The organism is Legionella qingyii (genome assembly GCF_003184185.1).
Map to the genome: position 1 here is coordinate 2198 of NZ_QHJG01000025.1, position 25963 is coordinate 28160.

Here is a 25963-nt window from a genome sequence, read left to right on the forward strand (position 1 = left end):
AAGCGTCTCATGATTAAGATGACTAAGCGTCTCATGATTAAGATGACCAAGCGTTTCATTGTTGAGATGGCTAAGACTGCGTTGTAGTTGACGAGGATCTTCTGCCGGTCGGTTAGGTTCTCTGTTAGAGCGATATTCGCGTCGGACGTTTAATAATAACCTGGTTTACAAAATACTACAGGCGCTCTTTCGACCGTCGAAACGTCAACGTCATTTAGACGAGCTTGGTTACAAGGCGAGGTTTCGTTTAGGAACCAATCTTGCAGAATAACGACGAATACAAAAACGATTTTTTCTTTCTCTTCAATGTGGCCTTTACATACGTTGTTATAGAACATTTAGTTTTATATATGATTAACGAAATGACTATTAACATCGGTTATATAAGTAAATGCTCTTCGAATTTCTCAACCTTTTTAACAAAAGACTTCAGTTGCTCGAGGTCTTCGCAATACTAGTTCGGGAAAATGTTGTACCTCCTCTACAACGTCGACAATTAGTTTATAATTGTTTTAATCTTCGGTAACGCTTTGTTTTTCTTATAATGCTCTTTCGCGACGTGCTCTAATCGTGTCACCAAGCACTTGAGCTACTTCCTCTTTTTTCAATACAAGTTTTTAATAATTGATTAATATAAGTATCATTGTAGTGATTACTTCGCGTGTCCTTAAAACTCCAATTTCTCGTAAACTTTTTATGGTCGCTGTCGTAGCTCAGCGGACCTATAGCCCTTTACCGGTTTTATCCATCGCAACTACCACGTTATAAAGTAACACTTCTGGTCCAGTTTTTTGATTCGTCACTATATTTACCCTAATTACTTTCCGAAGTCCTTCATGTTCTTTCTTGTTACTTTTTCTTCCGTGAACAGCTCCTTCAACCATGTTTGGACCTATTTTGCGTCCGGTTCAATTTTCTTTTTTGTTTTATGGACCCCCATAAAAAATTCGTCGGTAGCCTCGGTTTTCTTTGGCTTGTCATGTTATGGGTATAGGGGAGAGAACTCATTTCTTTTTGTTAGGAAAACGTTTGACGTGATTCACGTCAAACAAAGAAAAGTCCATGTGTTATTAGATATTTTCTTTAAGTAGGACATAACTTTTCCTTACGCGGATAGAGATATTTAATTGTTGACATCTTTTTAGATGAGGTATATAGAAACTTGACGGTCTTTTTACCCTTATCAGTATTTACTTACTGTTGAAAACTGTTTATAATAAAATTACATGTACAGTTCCTGACTCAGAGCGCTCTAAGTCGTAGTTAACGTCGTTATTTTAATAATGGTCATAGAAAATCAACAAATTATAAAAGACCTCAACCCAGAAAATATTGGAATAGTTCTATCAGACGTATCCATAAGTCCACAAAAAGAGGGAGCATTAAAGATGGAACTCTTACCACAAAAAAACAAAATTTTTTAACATCGTAAAGGAGAGGACAAAACTAAACGAGTTTTAAAGTAAATATAATAGTTTTTAACTTATTTTTTACTCCGTTGTAACGGCCGGATTCATGTTTAATATGATTAAAGGATAAATAAACCCATGTATTTAAGACTAATGTCGAGGGTTAGTCTATTGATTAAAATAAAACGTCACCTAGCTCTTTTATTTGCTGAATAATAGAGTTGATTACTTAACAACCTTCCTCAAGCAGAAATTAATCTCGCTTCCGTACTAAAACTAATTAGTACGGATTCTTATTATAAAGATTCTTCGCCTTATTGAGTGAATAAAATAAGAAACTCTAAAGTGTCTATTTAAATTTACAAGAATCTTCTTGTAATACGTTTAAATATTATTCGTGGTTTTTCTTGTCTTAATTGAACATGTGGAAAATTTAATCCGTGGCGCAATTACAACTATTGCAATAATCGACCTCTTAGTTGCAATTTTAGTTTAACACCTAAGCACTATGGTTTTCGTACCCATATTCGATGACTATGAGGGGTTGCGACGTATAGTATTTGGCGCGGATGGAAGTGAAGTCCATTTTATATCGAAACTAAATTTAACGGCCATTTAGGTGACAAATATTGTTGTAAACTTGGCGAATAACTATTACATGAATGAAATGATAATCGCTTAAACATGGCACGTAAAAGTTTTTTGCAAGGCGGAAACTCTTTGTGTGGTTTTACCCATCCAAATATATTTTGGGGGTTATTTTCCAGACGCGGTAGATTTCTTTCTCTGGGCCACGAACTTGGTAACAAAAATCTGAGTAAGAAGAATGGATTTATTCTGGTTGGCCAAAGACGACATTTTGATTTTAATAAGTTCATCCTTATTTAATTTGGTGGTCGGTGTGCTGGTGGGGTTCGTAGAAATAAACTTCTTTACCGTCATTGCCATCTTACATTTTTTAGGTTTAGTTTACGTCAGGTTCTTCGAAGTCGTGACTGTTTCCCATATTGGCGTACTAAATGAACGTGTCCTGGGTAACAAGGACGAACTCGTCATCGTGGATAATTTCGCCAGTAATAGGGGTTTGGTGTTGAATGAAAATTTTTAACTAAGTATATAAATAGGGATTTGAAACTCTTTTTTTTAATAAAAGGACATATCTTTTAGTGCTCCACATTAAAAATTTATAGAATATTAACTATACCAGACATTCGTTCTTGTAATCAACACATTCCGTAATTACTAGAGTATTCACGCCAATCTAACAAGAAGTACCCAGACCTGCAATAACTATGAATAACCACAGATTTTAGAACGACAAGCTGTAAAACAAGATTAAAGTAAACAAGACCCCAATTCTTGTGTGGAAATATATGTACGGTAAACAGTAGTTTAAAACTCAATTGTTGATAGACCAATAAAAGGCGTAGCTTTATTTGTAGGTATAGTGGAGCCACTAGTTGGCTGAATTTGAGTAATTAAACTTCCCAAAAAACTAGCCGAGATTCACATTTTACTAAACCCTTGTAATAGACTATAGGTTGTTACGTTTGAACTTCCAAAAGACCTAATGGTTCTACAAGGTATTAGAAACTAGATTTGAGTAAGTAACAAAAAGGTAGTGTCGACAGAGATCTCATTTGTACCCTTTGTTTGTCGTCTAGTAGCCAATATTGTTAATTTCGTTGTGTTAACCATTATGCGAGGTTCGTTATGTGGTGTACCAATCGCGAGAGATTTGCTCACTCAAGTAGAACACATCTAGGATTCCCATGTTAAAAAAAAGGAAAGTTAAGTAGTCCGTAAACAAAACATATGGTCCTAACGTTTAACCCTAATCACTCTATATTCGTTAGTCTTAATAAGTTTTCTAGTTACATAACTCATTTCAAAAAATGAAGACAACAAGAAAATTCAGACAGACTATTCCTAAGCAAATACCTGTTTTATTCCAGTATTCCGTCAACAGGTGCTCCTTAAGGTTCCTTATGAACCCGTTTGAAGTCAAACGCCTCATTTTAGTTAACAAGAAGTCTTAGAGCTAGAGAATTGTCTCTAAATAAATACTCGACAGACCACGAATAAAAGAAAAGACATGAATATCATAAGCTACTCTGAACTAGTTGGTCGAGAAGATATCTGCCTAATCCCAACGTATTTTGGTCCTTGAATCGGCTTACGCTATATTTTGATACTTTGTTCCCACTATTAAAACAACTAAATTCTATTAACAAAACGGTCACATGACTATTGTATTACTCCAAAACAAGCTCTCTTAAATTATCGAGCACTAAATCTAATAGAAGTGGTCAAAGCAAGTAGGCGAGATTTGTCAAAAAATTTCTATTCGTCTCAAGACTGTTAGAGAACAGAAATTTATAAAAAAGGACTAAACGAACTAAATAAAACCTATTTAGTCTTTCGTTAGATAAATATAAGAGAAAATTTTGGTACTATAAAAGAAAACGGGAGGTATAACCTTCATATCTACACTCATAACTTAGTTAGGTAAAAAGGTATTACGTAATACCTCACTGCGTCTAATGTTTCTTAAGTTATAAGTTTTTCCAAACTAAGTTACGCTAGGCGAACAGATTACTCACCCCAATGTGAGCTTTTTTATGAGAAGAAAGCGGGTGTTAAACCAAGATACGTTCTACTTCTTTATACCAGCACATGTTTGTGTGGGATTATTAAGCATTCTTTTTTTTGACCTCCATATTTTGTGAATTATCAATTAATTATTAGTAACACATAATACGTATACAGCAACCGCACCGTTAATAGATAACGGAATTGGAACATCAGAAGATACGAATTAGTACTTGTAAATCAACGATAATTACCTAATAAATACTTGGGGTTTTTTCCCTTTTCATTTCCTCATACAATACCAGAGAGTACATTTATAAATCTACGCAATAAAACATTGCTATCTCGATGAGAGATATCGGCCAAGCTTGATTAACTTGCTATGGTTCTTTTGGGTCTACTCAATAATGTTTTATAAGTTTACCGTATACTATTTTAATTTGTTAGTTAGTTTCTATTAGGTCAAGATTGGGTACTTCTTAAACGTACGGAACTTTAAGCAGGAAAAAAACTTTCGTAATAGAATGTCGAAGTGGGACTAAAAATAGGACTTTAAATACTAGTTGTACATTACGTTTTGATGCGACGTTTGGTATTTCAAAGCCGGGGGTTTGTTAATCTCTTACGTCGGGGGTTTGAAAACGTAGCGAGAATAGTACGATTTTTATTTCTACTTGAATGATAAATAAAACTTCTTAATTTTAGCGATGAGGTTAGTACACTTGTTCACCAACCGAAATAAGATCTTAGACTACTTGTACGCTAACGAAATTCGATGTTAGTTCTTGTACTGCATACCCTTAATAATTTACGCCTATTAAACTAATCCAGACTTTAATGACCTAAAATAGTGGTTCTTGATTTATCATAACTCAATCGACTCCGCAACATAGTTCGTAAATTGGGAGTCTAGCTTTAACTACTCCTTCTCTTTCGCCTCATGTTCGGGAGACTTAAGTGACAAAAATCATACTCGACAAAACCAAATCTCAAACTGGGTTGCGACTGTATGGCTGAATTGAGATGAACGGGAGAGGGATAACTATTTTTCTAGAATGTATCTCGTTTACTTCTAGTACATAGCTAAAAAAAAGAACGACGGGTTAGACCACTATAACTTCGTTACTTCCATGACGAAGGTTTTTATTTGCTATAACTACTCCTCGCTATACTACCACTTTGAGGTAATAGCTAGCGCCATGTCCTTCCGGTATAACTTCGCCATTTTAAAAATTAATCATTGCCGCGTCTATATTTAGTAACATTACTCTCCCCACTTAGGTATGAGGTAACACGTCGTCACTACCCGGTAAGACTCGAATATCTTATAAATTAAAGTAATCTAAATCTAGAACTTCTTCTTCTGAAATTAAAATTATGGGGTAATTATTCGCGCTAAAAGTTGTTATTTCTTTTCAGACAAAATTCAAATAATTTTTTACCTCGACTACAATTACAAGAACTATTCCTAGTTAAGAGTGGGGATAAGTAACGACGTAAATAGCCGTTGGGACTCTATCATCAACGTAATTAATTATGACCACGTTTACATTTGATAGTTTATCTGCTACCATGGTGGCGTAACCTATATCGTAATAGATCCTTATTGCATCTCCGACGTCTTCAGTATGCGAACAAATTTAGATGATTACACGTTGTGCTATGCGTCTTAAGATAAAGTGTTTTTCGCATGTTCCTATCCAACAATTTGCAACAACGACTATTAAGAATGAATCAACTACCCGTTCTATTTGGTCATCGAAAAAAACTATTTTACGGAGTCTTTGTTAATAGACTCTAGAGATTAGTCAGATTACACCCCTTCGTTTTAAAATAAGGGTTCACAATTTTTTTATGATATAAAAAGTTTAACTAAGCCCGAATTTATAGGATTCTCGCGTTAAACACCGTCAATATTTCCGTAGCGCTACACTTAGTTTTAGAGGACAACTCGGAGGAATGTGAAGATGAATACCCCGGTATAAATGCCCCAGTCCCGGACTGGGGTGACTACGAGTTTAATAAATAAACTAATTAAGAATTAATAGCATGTACCTGGAACCGGCAATCCCCTGGTAAAACGTCGCTGTCCTATATTAAATAGTGTTAATAATAAACATGTTTACTCCAAGCGTCCGGATTACTACGTTCGTGGTAAAAATGGCAATATTAATTAAGGTTACCGAACGTTTAACAAAAACCCCAATCGATAAACTTGACATATTAAGCATGACCAACCTAGCAAATGACAGAATCGACTACAGGTTAATAATGGAAATAGAACTCATAAATTACTTTATAGGACATTCCCTTCAAAATTTAGTAGATGTAATTTAACGTTACAGTAAAGGGGGCTTCCAAAACTTCCACTTCCGCCTTCGACTAATCCTAGATTAACTTTAACTAGGTAGGGACCTTTAACGCGGCCTAGTGTTCACTAAAAAAAAATGACGCTAACGTAGCCGTAGATTTGAGTTGACCCCTCAAGGTAATTTAAGGCGCTAATTTAATCTATTTGGAGGTAACCAACACCCACAAACATTACAAACTAGGCATATATTCGGTTTTAATGGGAGTAATCCAGCGACTTAATTTGCTTTTTGGTATGGCGGTGAGTGGTGGAAGCGAGGCAATAATTTGTAGGTTAGATGAACTCGTTTGTTTGCTCCGCTCAGATAAGACGGTTTAAGACAGTTTTACTGCCCATGCAATTATGGTCGTTTGGGTAACGAAACTGATAGCGGTAACGGGGGTCCATTCTGCCCAAATATAGGCTATATTCAAAAATTATTTCTCCCCATCCTTGGGCCCAGTCTCGGACGAGGGGTTGCTATCTGTAACATCGGTTATTTTAGACGACTACATAGAACACGAAGGAGACCATTTACCGTCCGCATTATCATGCGATTTCCTTACCACTGTAGACCCCATAGAGATTCGTGTTATGGATGACCTTCGAATATAAATTCTAATCTTGAGCGAAATTATATTCGGAAGTATAGAGACTAATTACGGAAGTAGCATCCACTCCCAGAATTTATTAAAAGTAGATGAAATGAGCCAACATTGGTATGAAGTAACGGTTGTCTTTTGGGATTGTGTAATCCTATAACCGATTTAAGTAGCTAAATTCGACACATCGTAAATATATTACAACTACCTATTAGTGGACATAGAGATAAGTGTCATGTGCAACAAGTGAAAAATATTAGTCGATTAGGATGATTTTGTCTTTATAATAATCGTGAATTATTTAAGTATTGAAATGCCACCCTTCGCGTTCACGGTGGACCCGTATGAACTATCTGTGCTTACGATAATTGTGGCTATCAAAAATCGCAACCTTAATTTCATAAAACATGTATTGAATTAACTAGTAGCGACTCACCTAGTTGTAAAAGAACGCCGACTTTCCGATGTGGAAACTCGTAATTCGCAAGAACCGGTCGACATGTTCTGATTTGTGGTTCAACAAATGGTGTTTAATTGTATGGACGAACTCGACTTAACCGATTGTTATACGATTCGTAATCTCTACTCGTGAAATGAAAGTAAATATTTTCAGGTCAACTAATACTTAATGAAAATAATATCATTTATTAGTGTTTTTGTAATGAATTCAATTTGATTTACACGTGATTAGAAAGTAAAAATAAAACAATGCCGAACAAAACAAACTCAATTATATAAAACACTGATCGAAAATTTTTCGTGGTGATAAGTCTACTCATTGTCTTCCGAAAGCGCTTTTCTTAATCTTAATAATTCTACGTTTCGCCAGCTTCGCCATAATTGTGAATAGTGATTTCTCCCGTACCGGACGGGGTGACGAAATGAAGAATTAAAGTTAGCTATTCAAGTACTTGTAAAAACTTAGTAAATATAATATTAAATTTATTACCCCAACGTTAAATACTCCTCTAAGATTACACATCAGAGTCTCTATATCACTAGAGAAAACGTCCTCGTCTCAAGAAAGTATGGTAATCGGTATAAAATAACGGTATGAAATATTGTAACGGATAGCTATACTTTAAGTACGTTAATTGACGTTGAAAATTAATAACCTGTTATCGTTAATTACGTCAATAATGGTATCGTAATAATACCACCCGAGTATTTGACTTCTTTTTGCGGTGTATCATTTTTATCCTTTTATTAATTAAGTTGAACTTGCCATGGATAAAATTAATCTCCAACAACTGTAATTAAATTAAGGCGGATCAAAGGCGCACCAGAAATATGTCTCGTGTGTATTTACATGGAAAAAAATTACGCGGAAATGACCTAAAGCGCGTATTCCTTACCTTGCATCCGATTTTTTCGTTAACAGTTGTCTGGGATTAAATATAGCTTAAATAAATTACTTAAAAAAATTTTAGTAAAGTTCACCCGTTTTAACTCATTTAGGTGAAACGTTGTTTAAACGTGGCTGTTTTCGCCATTTGGTATTTTTGAATCTTGACTACATCTGACCCGATCGTCCTTGAGGTTCTGAATCGCTTTAGTTTTACTTTTTTGGACGTTGTTAAGCTTATTACGCAAGTTATGAGTATAAAAAGAGGATCAGTAACAGAGCAGAATACGTAAGAAAAGGTGGTTGAATTTATTTAATTTCCTTAATTCTTATTCCATTCTTGTCAACTCCGTTTTCTTGGTTTGTAATTCCTATACCGTTCGGGTGGTTTATGACCTAGGCTATTGTACTGCCGCCTCGGATTTTATTAACGATTTCGTCAGTTTTATTATCCGTTCTCTGCGAGTTGAGGACTAAGTTAGTGACTGACAAGTTAGCTTATAGGAGCTACAACTACGAGGTTTTATTTTAGTTAGTTATTATCCCTTAATGCTTGATGTTAGGGACGATTTCGTTAATGCGGTTAGTACCTGCAACGACATTTGCCAACCACGTACTCGGTTACCGGACCCTTATGTGGTTATTAGCAGTCTCCTTACCGGGGGTATTATTATTCTCCTTATTTTTTTCTAACTATTTTTCGTCAGTCATTTTACATTTAATTATGTTATCGGTGTTATTTCCGGCTCGGCTCTAGTGCTTTATGTAGTTCCCAATTTGCGTAAAGAGGTTCGGTATTATTAACTAAGAACCAGTTCAAAACACCAACGAGAAGTACTTTCGGATTTAATGGATAGAGCTCGCTCTTACCACCCAAAAATTCGTAAACACAGCGTCTTCACTGACGTATGCGTCCTGACCTTGGATTTTGAAGTGGACAGTGTATTTGTTATCCTCAAACTAGAAATCATTCTTATCCAAAAACGAGAAATGGTTCTACATTGGACCGTTAAACACGGTCGCCTTAATCAACAACGACCACCAAAAATTCTATCTCTACTAAATTCTGTACTCGTAGAAGGGCCCGAAGTGCACCGTTAGAGTTCTATTATACAAGACCGAGAGACCGCAAACTGAGTACGGGTAATGGATGTATTTGAGGAAACTTTTTTCTACGTTGAAGAACGCGATGACAAACACCGCCATCAGGTCGCTCGTAACGACGCAACACTAACTAAAGTTATGCCATAACCAAACGTAGACTGTACTGCCTTAATAGTTATAATTAGTACGGCATCTAAGCTCCTATATGGTTAACTCACTAAAATAATCGTTAATAAGAATTCAGTAATATTAATCCTGGTATTTCTGGTCGAAGGTAAACACTCGCTTGTCCTCCCGGACCTCCTGAAAGTTTTTCAAATTATCATGAAAGTCCCATAACGAAAAATTAGCCGTATTCCGAAACTATATGGCGAAGCCGATAAAGTACTCTCGGATGCGATGCCAGTACAAATAATTCGTTTAATTATGCTTAGACTGACATGACTAAAGGAGCATTGTCTGATAGAGGTGCGTGGTACCGCCGTTTTAGGAGTCCACGACAAAGGGGATTTATGTCGAGTATCAGTGTCTGTATTCCTAAAACAAATTAATAAACCGAGTAGCGAAAATGATGTCGCCAACAAAAAAGATTTCACCGTAATCCGGGTCGTAGTTGCCTTTAATTTTTACATAACTGCAATAGTAGCCCATCGTAAAATTAAAGTTGCGGCTCTCCTGAATTACCCGGTAAGCGCGGGCGTCCTGCTTATTTAACGGTATTTCCGACGTTATTGTGCTGTGGGTTTTCTTAGTGCTATGAATCTATTTTATTTACAGCGAAAAATCTACTCTGCTCATTAGGGAACTTATTTATTTCTATTTACGCGACGTTATCGCAACATACGCGTACTACAAGAACTAATTAAACCGATACACGAAAAAAAGACTCGGTCGCTATACGGTCTATCCCGCGCTGTGACATCCGTTATTTTTCGCTCTGATAGTAGCGATTTCCGCGTAATTTGCCTTATCCCCGGTATTTTCCCGGGTAGTAAGGTGGTTGTTTTCGGTATCCATCGTTTCGGTTGTAGTGGCATTTCCACCGTTATTAACAACCAAACGGTTAAAGTAACCGCCGTATTTAATGATTTGCCCATTTTAAGGCAACATGAGGAAAGTAATACACCGCTACTTACAAAAGTTAGTGGTGTTATGACAGTAGTTGATTATTCGGGTTCCTATCTTAGTCCCGTTTGTTCCATTATGCTAATTAGCAAACAGGGCTGTTGGTCGGTTAGGGTTCTTGATTTGTATTTTACTCACCCTACCTTTTTTAATGCTACCTACGAAGAGCGGTTGGATTTTTATCGTACTCATTTTGTTGTTGTGACCGTTAGCGTTATGGATTTACGAGCTGGTCCCATAACTGACGTAGTAAACGAAGTAGTGGTATCAATGCCCACTAACTCTGGGGTTACCAGAGACCTTAGTTAAATAGTACAACGTAGTCAAGTTCAAAAAAATCCTAACGAACTCGGTGTAGATGGGGTAATGAAGGAAAAACTGCACGATTGCGTTACCAATGTCGTCCAAGATTTAGTCCCAACAAAACGAAGTGTACACTAGGTATTCTTTTTATTCTTCGTTACCTAAGAACAAGTCCTGGAAGGAGTTATCGCCGTTAAAGGAAATTGTCTTACCCAAAACGTGGTAGTCACGGTTACTACTACAACCGATTTAGGAACAACCTTTAGTTACTCGGGAGTTACGCATTTCCCCAAAGTGACTTAGCTACGAGGTCTCATGGGCGTAGTTCCGACTACAACAATTACCTATTGCGAACAACCTATAACCGTTAACTTTACGGTACGAGACGGTAAAAAACCCCTAATTCGGTATGCGCTTACCGAAACCCGCTACGCGGGTAATGGGTTGAAAAAGGATGGACTCCATGACGTGCATTAACGAGATTGTGAAATAAACGCTCACACGCTTCGAACTCACCTAAAAGTGGAAACCGTACGTTCCATTGACAATGGTTACCTTGTAGTATGTTTGATTGACTTGCCTAATTCCCGTAGTTGCACGGGCCTCCGTAAAACAGGTACAATGACAATTAGACCAATATTTGGAATTGGTCTGATGAGAGAAGTAAAAGTAAATGAAATTTCGCATGGCAATGGTTTCGCGACAGTAGATATCGGTAAGGCATCCATACAAGGTGAGGCCCCTATCTTCGGTAGTCGGGAAGATTCCCCGCTTGCTAAACTAATTCATAAAGGACCCACAGTGACGGTCCGGACGAGTGGCTTTACCAATGGTGACCCTGTTATTAAAGTCCCAATATCCAAGAACCACACGCGAGATTTCGGTCCCGTGGTTTATTGTTTTATGATTACTAATTGTCTTCTCATTCGAAACTGACTTATTTGCAAGAACGGTCAACGGGACGAAATAAATTAAATAGGAAACTTATTCCTTATATTAAGTGTTATGCAGAGGGAATCTCCATAGTCAATTAGTCCGAAAGCACCAACGGAACCCTTAATTAACTAAGCAATCGTAGTTTTATACACGAACTCACTCAGAATTAACTACATTCCGAACTTCAAGAACGCGAAACGAAACTCAGTTAAAGTAAACCGAAAGATTATTACGTGAATTACCATAATTCGGAGCCGGTTTAGCAAACGAATTAAAAAACTACCGGAGAAGAAGAAAAACTCGGTAAACTGCCGAATTAACGTTAAGTATCAATTTAACGTAGAGTAATGCACAATTAACAGATTCTTCATCAAACTCAACTAATGCAACAAGTAGGTTAAGTTTAACACGGAAAAAGCGGAACCGACATCGGCTAACTTGTCGAGGACGTGCAAGAGGACGTGATTTCTCACAGGTTAATCGTGGATTTCGCTAACATAGACTCCCATTAGGACTTGGCTCCCACATCGGTAAGGTTAGTACAGAATCAACTTCTAAATGAACACCAAATATATTTCTAACGCTTCGTTCTTATAAACGGAAAAGCCGAAAATATACTCTTGCTTCGCGAAATTCGCTCCGTAAAAGAAGGTCGCGGAAACTATAATCTCTCAAATTAGGTGACAAAGAAAAGGAGTTGCCTCATACGACTGAGCCTTATTCTCTTGATAATCCTAACGGGTATTCGCAAGACTTCAATAGGTCGAGTAAAAGACGAACATTAGCCCGCGAACTATTGGGTTCTCTCCTCGATAAATTTATTCGAAGTCGGTAGTTATGTAGCGATAGATTTCAATAACTAACGAAAGAATTGCGAAACCACCAACGATTTTTAAGAACACGCGCTCATTGAACAACAACCCGTTGTACCTAATTAACTAACCGACAATTTTTTGGAAGTATTCTGTATATTTCGACTATCCGATTAACCAAAACACGAACAACTAAGGGTACGACTCGCCTATAGTCATTACGCGCTCATAAAAGAACAACACGAAAATAAAAAGGTGGACTTATTTACCCATCTCAGTTAAATTTGCGCCATAGATTTAACGACATTATTGGTCCTACTAAATTGCGTAATCCAGAGCATTTATTCCATGAACCGGGACATATAACTAGCCGTGGTTTTAGTCGTTTACTACGTAAGGGAACTGAATTAAATATGGGTTTATGTCTGTCTCCTAATAACGAGGCGCGAGGTAACTTAAGATTGGGTTCGACTCCGGTTGCGTACGATAAACGAACAAAGTTTCGTGGTATTCGACGAAGTTAACTTCAGAATCTCGAGACATACCTACCTAATACTAAATTCCGGGCGGAATGGCGTAATCCCATCCTTTATCCAACAAGACATACACGGGTCTCACACCAGCTTTCTCTCGTACGCTATTGTTACTTATACTACGTAAAAAAATAATATACTGTTGACTCGTTGTAATTTATAGGAACCAGTAATATAATCTAAAATGATTATATAACCAATTTTAAATTAGAAACGTTATTTAATTTATGTTTCAACTATTTTAGCGAAGGTGAAGTCCGAACAACTACACCATTACTTGTATGAAGGGAACGAAACATTGCCTATTTTTCGGTAGAAAAAAGTAAAAACGGTCTACAACTCTATCACGTCTGACCCTATTAGGATAGTTAAGGACTTCAAGTGATTGTCATGCGAGTAAAAAGTTATTTACCGTATTTTATTCTTCGGAGAACCTCAAACGGTTCTCAAATTCGTAAAAACGACGGAATCTTCGTAATAAAAAGTACTGAAGTTCCGCTAATAATCAATTACAATAGTAAGGATGTAATATAATCTTATTTGATTATAAAGTTATCAGGTTTTATGAACGAATTAAATGAGTATTTTATACTACCGAAATTAAACGATTCTAGGAGATAGAGCGCAGTAATTTAAGCTTATAATTATTTGACGGTTCCCAGCGAAACCAGGCATAGAAATAATAAACTTAACGAGGCCAGGACATCCCCTAAGGTTAAACATATTATTGGGGGCTGAAATGGTTCTATTCCCTCCCGCTCTGAGTTTTATATGAGTACCAGGTATAGAAGTCCGAGATATTAAGGTGCGAGACCCAAAAATTATCGGGTTTAGTTTGGGCTATTTTGAGGTCGACGTTGAACATTCGAACATCGTAATAATACTAATTGATTAAAAGACCGAAGTACATATCTATCTATTCTCGGTATGGTTATTCGAGGTAAAAATAAAGGGTAATTATTGTGAGGCTCAAGTAGTCACGGTAGTTGTTAGAGAAAATTTTATTAAGCAAAAAGAAAAACACCAGACATAAAAGAAACGTGCTCAAGAAAATTTCTATTTTATCGTAGTCCCGTCCCTACTATTCGTATTACTTGACACCCAGACATTATATGAAATAATAGAAAAAAGTTTCAATTTATAAGACGTTATCTATTTCTGAGTCGCACTCATTAATTTTTTGGTAATTATCCCGGTCTCAAACCCCAGGTCCATGCCTGATCTCAGAGCCGAGGACCGACTGATTCTATATACGGCGTTAAACTCGGTTTCAGCACTACTAAACGTAGTACGCCGGTTACTGCAAGTACCGAAGGGGTCGGGTCAAGCCGTCCAGCTTCGCGAAGTCTTTAATTCCGTAGCTGCCTGGTACATAAATATTTAAGTAGACAAAAAAATCAAACTCTCCTTTAAACTCATAGTACAAGTCTTTATACCTAGCAAAAATATAGTTCTAGTACCCGATTAACTCGGGTAAGGTGTCCAAAAACACCATCTAATGGGACGGTGAACAATAGCAATCGCTGTAAGGTATTGCGAACAAATTCTTTCACTCTCTGGTCGGGTCCTAATCGAGGTACCCAATTTTGACGCCATCCCGGGACGAAAAATACAACATTACAGCGTAGAGCGTCTCGTATTAATCTTTCATCAACTAAGCTTAGCGATATGGAAAAGAGGGTTCTAAGTCGCCGTCGTAGGTTTATGTTATAAAATAAATTGACCGTTATAAAATAATTTAGTTATCAGCTATGGGGATGCCTATTTAAATTGTTTTTTAGTGGTCCAAATTCTTATCTCCTGTTTTCAAGAACCATTAAGACAAGAAGTTGTCGTTAAAAAACCTTACTTTGCAATATTAAAAAACGATGTAGACGCGGTTCTAATACAAAACTCTCCTACATTTAAACGCTACCTAGATTAAATTCTGTAACTTTATTCTCACCGTTATAACGAACCGGTTATGAAGGCTTAGGTTCTTAGTCTTAAAATAAAAATTTACGATAAACTCAGAGTTTAAATAGGTATTAAGGGGGTTTATCTTTGTAGATATTAATACTTTTTTCTCCAAAGGTCTCACAAATTGGTTTAGTTAAATGAATTGGTAGTATAAAATTCAAATCGAGTGTTTCTATTAGATTAAGATTTTAAAATTGATAAACTACGCCGTATCACTTTACTATACGACTAATCCAGGTGATTAACCACTTACATCCAAAAAGACTAAGCCGCCACTAAAAAGGAGTGTTCCTTTTTAATTAAAATATTAGGCTTGCCTAGATGTCTAAATGTCAAATTTAAAGCGGCTCAACTGAAAGGAACATCTGACATTTGATAAGACGCTGTCTTGGTTTGAGTTCACCATTTCCTTGAATAGCGCGAGTTATTTTTCCCTGAGTTATTTACTTTTTAATACTTTACATATAACTACCTTTTAAATGAAATCGGTATTCGCCCTTGTGAGCGCTGTAATAACTAGGGCCATTACCGGTTAACGAACGTTTTCAAGGTCTTTCACGGTTTCTTCTACAAAACGAGCGGTAGTTCCGACGTGCATTCCGAAAGCTACTTCCACCAACCTCTTTTTGTAGTCGCGAACTAGCTTCATTTGATAACAAGTTCCAACGACTAAACTAAGCACGATTACGTTTTTACAATCGCCTCGAACTTTGTGCTTTAACACCTTTTGGAAACAATCTCCGTCTTATACTACACTAGCTACGTCGGTTAACGAAACTTAAAATACGACCCGAGTGATGATTTTAAGTACCGCTTTGGTACAGCCAAGGTCGTTTGAGAAAATCAATACAATATGCCCTCGGATATCCCCATACGCCTGTTTAATAAGGGACCTTAAAGGGTGAGCAATACCGACGGACCTTCTAACGAGGTCGTGAACGTCGTCCTTTATGGTATTATAATTTTGGAAGTCTTAACTGTGGCTATTGACGTGAACTCAATAAGTTTGAATAACTAGTTACGCCTAAAGGTCGACCACATCACTTAGAACAATGACCGGGGCCGCACCTTCACCCACTTCTTAATCGTTACTTAGGTTACCACCTATTTCAACGTAAGTGTCCACCCTGTCAATGACCGTTTTTTTATTACGTCCGGCGATGTCCTTTAAACTTCTTTTATAGGAACCTCGACCCACCTTTTTTAGGTTTATAACATAAACGTCTGACACTAGAACTCTACCGTTAACTACCACGAGAAAAGCCGCGAAAACGGTTAGTTCCACTTCAAACAAGGAGACCTAGAGCAAATTAGCAACTCGCAAGATAAGTGTTCTTTTACCACCTTCCCTACAACTTTTTTTAAGGTTTATAGTTCGAACCGGTACCAAATCTAACACCACAGTTTTACCCGAGTGACCAAAGTCCACGAGTGGCACTTTTTCATCTTGTCATGTAGTTCTATCCCTAACTACTTCCACGTTTTAACTAAACACCGCCCTTCGCAGGATGTCCACTGCAAAAACTTTTTCCTTTAAAAAAACTCGGTTGATAAAAACTACTCCACTTCGGATGTTACGCATAGCGAGCTCTTCTTTAAAAACCAGGCCATGAGCGTCAGTAGGGAAAACTATGCCTTCTTCTTCGTTAAGTTTAACGTTTGCTATGGCTAATACCAAACCGTCGTCGACACACCTGATTCCTAGAATGAGCACGAGTAGCGCACTGGAGAGTTTAAGCACGGCCTTAAGAAACCCATTTGGTGATGGTAGGTTGAGTATTACTTTACGGAACCCCGCCTATGTTTGTTTCACCTAGTCCTGCACTCAATCCAAACATACCTTAGCTTTCGATAGAACTTTAGTTCGTCCACTTATAATTAGATCTACTACTTGGTTAACCCACCATAATTACTTAGTTTAATTATAATTTTGTGTTTATGGCCCTGGTTTTAGTGTTTTTAATTACCTCGTCGCAATATTTGTACAACGCGCTCCAGGTAAAGTGCGATGAGGGTAGAAACACCTTGCTCGTTTTCCAAGTAAACATCTCCTACATCTACCTTTACATAAGAACCTAAAGAGTAGACCTTAACCACACCACTTATGTCCCGTGACAGGGCTATGCGACCAGTTACGTCAGTTCCGTGTCCAACTATTTAAGTACGTGTGCTCAAAATTATAAGAAGGAATACTTCCGATATAGTTCCACACACTTTTTAATTTAATAGTGTGAGGGCCAACAAAGCTTTTTTTTAGTTAGGATAACTTAAGCCCTCGACTCCGACATCTTTTACGCTAATTTCAACGAGCACGGATATGACCTTTCGTTCGGCACTAAACAAAACTAGTACGAATGGTACCAGCATGAATGTACCGATACCGTGAATGGCGTTTCTTATTTGGGATATTCGTACCTAAACCAGGTAAAGAAAGTCTCCAAATAGCACGAGGGTAAGGTATACTCATAGCAACCGTCCCTTTTTTAACACAGCTTCTTACAAAGTTGCTAAAAAGACTTGAGCAATTAAACGCACACCCACAACTTTTATGGCGACGTCACTAAAATCTTGGGCACAATCCCCTTCCCCCTAAGTATGTTAAGGGTCAAGGTAAAAATGTTTTCGAAGCGCTCAAAACAAGACGTTTGTTTTAACAAAAGTAGCGGCTACTTTAAGTTAGTCCAAAACCAGCATGTCCTTTAGATAAACGTTACTTTTGTTACCCGCACCTCGGACTAGAATGCGACTGTCGTTTCCCCAACCCACCACCTTGTCACTAACGACCACATTGTCCTTTTCGACTTTACTACCTACGACGTTACCACCCACCCAACCCACCTTGGAAACCGCCTTTAGGTGACTCAACACGTCGTCGAGAACTTCATAAGTTTTAGAAACTTCTCCTTCCCGAAAACGCAGTACAACGCTCAGAAAGTTTTCATGAAGTAAGGTCCGAAAGACCTAAATTTCTTTTTATATTTTATCATCCACTACAAGCACCAAATCCACAATACGTCCGCGAGCTTGACCACCTTCTATTCTCATGCTTCCATGGTTTATTTCTTTACCGCCTGTCTAATTGTTCTAAAACAAATCTCGCACCTGACCATTAAGAATCGACGCCTCCTATACCTTTACATTAAGCGGAGGAATACGGAGAAAGCTGTCTCTATTTTCTAAACCTTTAACCTGAAAGATAGTAACTCCTTCCTGAGTTTTGGAATATTTTTCTTCACGTTATATTCACCGCACTCGTTCACACGGATTTACGCAATTTTCAGTTTTTAGCGATTTTACAAGATATAAATTGGTACTACCAATTTGAAGTTCCTCCTTATCTTTACGTATTTTTCTTGTAAACCAGCTATCATAATTGTGAAAATTAAAGAAGTACGAAGTAAAAATGTCTTCGAGTCCGACGTAGCCATTTACAACTGGTGGACAGTGTTACATACCGTCGAACATTTCCTTTATTTCCGACACAACTATTAACGCAAAGCTTCCTATGATGCGCTCCCAACTCATTTCTATAAGAAGTTACGGAACGACCAACACCAGATCCTCAGTGGAGCTGTCGCTCACTACGTTGGGATTTTCTCGTTTAGTTTCGGACGACAGTTCCAACAGAGTTACGCTACGTAATTGCGTCGTTACTTATTTTTTAATTTTAAATCGGATTTAAAATTTAACTGTGCTTTTTTATCACTTCCTCGTACAATACCTATTCAGTACCTTATTTTAAACATGGTAGAACGACCCTCGTCATTAATGATAACCGAAATCATTAAACCGTCAACGACTACTACGTACGTTTCGTTTTACGCTTCAGTTGAGATTTTCAACATGGTTTCCTACGCTACCCTTATGGCTAACGTATAATTTGACGAGACTATGTGCTCTATCAACACAAGTTCCGACACCACTAATCGTTCTTTGCGAGATAAATCGTACTCAAAATGTGTTATATCTTTTCCTTATCACTGGACTCTTTCGTCGAAAAAATAAGAATAACGATAAGGAAAATTGGAAAGAATCAATTATTAGGTACTGAGTTTGTAGGGGAACCGCCATCTCTCTAGAAAAAGTATAACAAAATAACCACTTCGTATCGAGGTCCATATTTTTCGATTAGGTAGTAGGGAATTCTTCTAATATATGTAAACGAATTTAAGAAATAAAAATATAAACATTCATTTTTGGTTCTTAAGAGGTACTTTAGAGAATCCTAAAACCCCGTCTAAATAGAGAGGAACAACATTATTGAATCCCAGAAACCATAAGCGTTTTTAGACTCTAAAATTTAGTAGAAAATTAAGAACTTACCAACTCATACAAGGAAATAAAAAAAACCAGTTGTCGCAGACCTACCATTAACAACACAACATTCTTAGTCACGGAAAAAATGGAAATTTCACTTGTCAAGGAAAAGGACCAAATTATATAAGGGTCAATGATCCTATAAAATCCCTCATAGATGACAAAAATAATAGCTTTAAGTGGGTACATTTAAGGAGTCTACAGCTATTCAAACCACCTCACTTAAAAAATACTAGATATAGATAAGGACGGGGTCATATTGAATGGAATTATAAATTTTAGAAGGTACGAGGTAGAAGGGTATAATTCGCTATAAGTTAACCACAGAAACGCGGTAGAAAACGGCAGTCCCAAGGAAATTGTTTAGGATATAATAAAAGTTACTAAGCAAGTAATTTTTTACGCGAGAGTAATAAGCAATTACTTCCTATGACTAAATATTTAAAAAATTTTAGTCTTTCTCTCCAGCGAAAAACCTTCAGAAAACTTCATATCCTCATACGAAAAAGTTGTAATGGTCTAAAATTACGTGATTCGACTACTAGTTACCTCATTTAGTTCGGTGAACATTCTTTGTTATGTTAGCGTTTATGGCATGGTTGTTTCTCATTTTTGGTCCGCGGTTATTAGGGTTAATAGTAGTAACGAAAAAAATTACCTCTACCTAAAAAACAATCAACTTAGTTCAACGGTAAAAATAGAAGTTTAAACAATCATTGATTTTCTTCATTTAGCTAATTTATGGTATACGGTTCAGGAGGATGACATTCCTCGTAATTATTCGGCCATCAATAAAAAGGATGTATTTAAGCTACTTAGGGATTTTGAGGATTTTTATTTGGATTTTACTCATGTTCTTACCCCCTAAAGACTCTTGAAAGAAACGGCCACATACCGAAAACACAGACTCTCTTTCTTCTTAGACGAAGATATCTACGCGGCGTAAATGATGTTTTGACCCGTAGAACACAATCCAATAAAGGTGTTACGAATGTTTTAAATCTACGTAGGTACGAATGAGAGGTTACATTATAGCTCGGTCAAGCTTATCTGAGATTTAAGATATCCGATCTAGAACTATAGAATGAAAATATATATCTAATTTAAAATTATTTGAGTTATTTAGAATAGATTTTATCCTCTAAAGGATGTTTTCCAAAGTTATATAACGAAGCTCCTCTATTGGTACGTTCTTTTATATAAGTTAACGAAGTTACTAGCCGATTCCCTTGAGTTCGACGTAGAGTGACGGATGTAGGGCGCTCTACTTAACGTTGTCGGGGATCGACTAAAATAATGTTTTTTTTAATTATTTCTAAAAAATAATTGCGAAGAAAAGATAACAGACATTTGCTTAAGGCAAGAGAAGTTATAGTTAGTTTGGCGCAAATATTTCAACAGGGTTACGTGAAAATTTTAAAAAAAATGAGAGCCGTTTACGGACGACTTAAAGACGTCCTCTCGAAAATAGTACATTTCGGTTTTTTGGTGGCCTAACAAGTTAGAACCTATATTACGCGACGCGATTAAGTAATTATCACAAAACGGGATAAACAGAGTTTCATTATAGTTAAAACGGTAGTAGTGCATGGAAAAATTACATGGGAAAGTAAAAAACCGGTATTTAATTACAAACTTTTTATAGTGGACGTACCTAATTAGGGGTCACTGACAGCAACTATTAATGAAAAGAAGGTTCGCCACATGAGAGACGTTATTCATTTGATTGAAGGAGTGGACCGAATTTCAATCGACAACAGAATAGGTTTTTTATTAGCTAAAAACTCGAACGTTATTACGCAGGGACTAATAGAACGAAATTTATTTGTTCTATTCTAAATGGTTAAAGGTACCCGGCCACAACAAGACCAAACCCGTGGTTATTTAGGAATAGATTAGGGGTTAGTTCTTTTCGAGGATGTCCTAAATGTAGTTAATGAAAATTTTTACGTGTCGACGGATCAAACCGTTCTCCTACGGACCAACAACGATATTAAAACAGCAGACTTAGTTTTATCTGTTTTTGTAGGTCATGTAGTGGTTGGTTTCGCGGAAATCCCTGGCTAAATAACCCATTATTTTAAAGGGGGGTGAGAGGAGGAACTTCTATATGAGGTTTTCCTCGAAGGGCATGGTAAAAGTTAAATAATTTAACGGGTTAAAAATAGTACTGGTTTGAGCAAAAAAGTATATATTCAGTTCGAATTGTGTCTTACACACATAATAAATAATTACAACATCGGTTTAATAATTGACTATCAACATACCCATCCTGATAGATACTACAATATCGGCGTATTGTTTCACCTCTATGTTCCAACTACGTAAAACTGGGTTGTGTTTTTAGGTGAGTTTTTATACATAAAGTTCCGTAAAATTTGTATACAACGTTTAACTAATTATTTTCTTTTATTAGCCGAGGATTAAAACAAAGTTTCTCAGCTAATAATACTTCGGTCGCTCTTAATATTATAGGGATTATGTTCACCGATAAAATTGAAAAAACTATTAATTTCCCCGGTAAAGACCACTACACGTACAATAACCGAGTTATTTTGTATGTTATGTTGGATGGCGGCTTAGAAGAAGTTTAATGTCACCTGATTTATTATGTTTCCAGTAAGTTGACGAATTTTAACTCAATAGACTGCTCCGATTTTTTGACGACCACTCTGCGTATTTTCTATAGCGGTGTCTAGTAAGAGTCTGAAGTGAAAGTAACGATCTACGGCTTTGAGGATTTTACCAAGTTAACCGATACTTAGTACAAGGACAAGACCTAGTTCCCGGTGTACCTTGTACGTAGTGTAAACGGTATTGACCGCGCGAACTGCGGCACTAACCTGTTCCCCTAATGTAATCAGTTGAAACAGTAAATGTCGATCCGTTAATGAATCTTTTTATACCTATACGAGACTCGCCAACCCTACCGTTAATAGGATAACGTCATTATTTAGTCTAACTTGTCATACCTCAACACTTGTTTCTTTTTGTTTGTTGACATCCTACACCACCAAACTGACTCATGGGGTTAGTAAGCTTATTCTTTGGACTCTGAAAATATCTAGGGTTTCTTATGTCGTGTTACTTACTCGATTAGAAGCCATTCTATCACTTAACCAGTTTATAGATAACCTCTTAGTCAAGAAGGACCTGTAATTTACTTCATTTTCTTCGCGAAGCGAGCCCGCTGGCTAGACAAAAACGCTAGTACGATGGCGCAGAACTGTATCCACAACAACCACGACAACCTTTAATATTTTGGTTCTTGCTATGAACCAATTAGTGGAGTCTACACAATTACCCAAATAGTTTATATGTTCGCCGGGTACCTTACTAGTAATGACCAATGCTACTATTACGCCAACGACAACTATTAATGCCATTCTTTGTGTGGCCTAATAATTGGGATGCATTGAGAACCCCCTCATTGTACCCCTTATTACCTCTCAAAATATACAGTATGCTAATAAAATCTAATGACTGTATACTACATTCTGCAAAAAGCGGGTTAATTCTCGTACTGGATTATAAGTTGGGTCATATAGAACCTACGTACGTTTACTGCAGCATGAATGATTTTACATCCGTCCTAGGATTTTAATCTCTTTAAGACTTTAGGTAGGTACTGTTCGTTTTGCTACACGTCTTTAATCTTGTTGACGTATCAATTTTACCTTGATGTAGTTGAACCGTCGGTAAGAGCGGTCACTATTACCGATATTTTAAGATGTTCGTGTTTTAGCTCAAAACTGTTAGATAAATATTAAGGTTATATTATGTTGGTATTATGATAAACCTGTTAAACAAATTATACTCACCATTTCCGAATCGAATAACCGCTGTTCGAACCGTCCTACGTCCCAAACCATTATTAATACTCTTACGAGACATAAACAACTTCGCAATACGTGCGGTTAGTAAATTATGAATGCCGTTCCTGCAGCGGTTAAAAATAAAACCACTTAGTTCTTCATAAAAACGAGGTTCATAATCAGTATTCTCAACAGCGAATTGAGCACTACTTTCTTCGTACCTCGCACAATATTTTCTAAACGTTCCATAAGAACTACCGGCGGGTTAAATAGTTCTACCCCTAAACGTATTATATGAATTTCAGAAACCACTTTTCTACTTCGTCCTAACGTGCTGTAGAAAATTCTAACATGTTTTCGGTAGGAAAAAACTTGTAAAATACAAGGAACTTATAAAAGAAAGTAACAACGTCTTTACAAAACCCTTGCTAGGTTGACTTTTTTGTCCTTTACCAAAGAGAGGCTTTTTAATTTTCATGAGACAAAAAGGAACTAGAATTTTATATTGGGTGACGTAGCTACGACTAAAATGGAATTTCTAACGGATGGAACACCATCCGTTAGGTTAAATTCTGTTTAACGCAAAACGTTTGTGAAGGTAGCGGCGTCAGTTTTTGAGCTGGTTTAGTCCTACTATTGCTAATTTCTTTAGTGCTTTTAGTCCTACCAACTCTATTCAAACGGGTTCGGGATTTATTCATAGAAACCAACCGCAGGTTGTTAAAAACTGGGTCAGTATCACGACAACTTATTCCAGGACATGAAGGAAACTAAGATATAATTCCGGAACAAATTGACGTAATCGTTCACGTTCTAAATTAACGAGAGGTCTTCGAAATTTACAGAGGGTTAGTCCAAAAAAGGTTACTCTTTGAAAACGGGTTGACAGTAGTTAAACAACGACACTGTAATGCGGGCGAAGTTGGTCTATAAAAAGTACAAGAACAACAAACTACCCCAGTTTAGGGAGTTTGTAAAGAAGCTATAAGTAAAATATAACAGGAGAATTTACCCTTTACCAAAATAGTTAGCAGACATACTCACAAACACAAGCGAGTTGTAATCTGACGTTACTCCTAAAAACAACGACATTGCTAAAATAAAATAGCTTTAGTAACGTCGAGTTTTAAAGGAATTACAGCAATTCTCCTTTGAGTTCAAGTGCTTTTTTGTCTTAAACAACTTCATTTTCATTGACGAGAAGGACTATTATTGCTATAACTAATAGTGGTATCTTACGTCCGAAATTATTTGGTTAAAGTAGTATTTTCGCGTTTCAGGCCCACGAATATGGTCTTTCGAAGCGATAAACAAATTAACACATGAAGTATACCATAAGGAGAATTCGGTGTTCTCTGTGTTATTCCCAATTGCAACGCCGTTCCAGTTCATAATATTAGATGAAATATTTAAGTAATTAAAAATCGTTCGTAAGGGACTAACGATAGGTTCGGATTAATACAACAGGTATTTAATAAAATAGACTATATAAACTCCGAAACCACAAGTTTACATTCAGAAAACCGTCAACTACAAGATTGGTTAAGTAAAATCGGGAGAATTCTGATCAAAATCTCCAATTGATGCTTAATTTTAGGTTTATTATTCTCCTATTATGTACTTTGACTACAACCAGTAACCATATTTGGAACTTTATTGTTTTACCTCGCATTCACTTAGGTCTAGAGGTAAGCTACTCCTACTAATAGACACACAAATACTTACGTAATGCGGTCTTCTCCGATTGGTCTACGACCTTTTATATTTCAGTCGTAAGTTCTACCTGATAGGATACCTCAACCTATATCTTCTCGTTCTTAGGAATAGTAGCCTTATAATAGATCTTTGTGTACCTTAAATACAACAACGTAGTTACTTCAAAAATCTTTCTATAAAACTGCCCTTTCAAGTCCTCCAAGTAGGCCTTCTGTTTAAGCCTTTATTTAGCAAGATATATATGTTCAGTTTCTACCCCGTTCTACTATTAAGTGCACGGGCAAATTAATATCATTTATGGTCATTTCTAAGTGATTGTTAATTCGCATATAGTGGACTTGTTTAACTCCTCAGTCTCAATTAACTAAAAAGCCTTCTTATGGACCCACGATGAAGTATATGATTTTCCTTATTCCCCTCACGAGTTTATTTTCGTCGGATATTAAAATTACCTGATAAGAATGGACCACTATTAAAATTACATGAAACCAATGGACGGTTCGGAGTAGTTCCCGTACGATACAAATGACGGATACCTACATGCTTAGTATTCTAACGATTTTACGACCTTCGTTTTTAATCTCTACTGCTTTTTTCCTTTGTTTTTCTTTGTGGCAACCATTAATTATCACTTGTGTAATGAGACCACACACTCCCCGGATAAAATAACCGAAGTCCCTTAATAAATCTTGTTTACATACCATTCGGTTAAGTACAGAGAGATCAGTTACTAAACCATTCCGCTCCAGAACGACTATTTGTCCGCGTTGTTGCTCGTTGACGACATCTATTTTAGATACGACTTACCCTACGTTTTCAAGTTAATTCCTTAGTCTGAATAGAAAATTTCGTTGTTTCGTCTTGTCGAGGTCACAAGAAGGGCGGCGTTACCTAAGGTTGACCTGGGATAGTTTTTGGAAGCACGCGTAGAAGTAAGTTATCACTTTTGTGCTAACAAGGGTTTGGACTTGGCGATGGCATAGGACGTTAAGAATACTTCCTTTTCTGGCAACAAGGTTTCGGACTCGGTGACGGTATAGGGAAA

The 25963-nt window shown here is 36.9% G+C and carries 1 protein-coding gene; it reads left to right on the forward strand.

The window, feature by feature from the left end; genetic code table 11:
* The first annotated feature begins 2235 nt into the window (after positions 1 to 2235).
* The gene (locus DGG96_RS14545) at positions 2236 to 2517 is read left to right on the forward strand and encodes a hypothetical protein (RefSeq protein ID WP_110143377.1); all 282 of its coding nucleotides are present in this window, start codon (positions 2236 to 2238) and stop codon (positions 2515 to 2517) included.
* Positions 2518 to 25963 lie beyond the last annotated feature (23446 nt).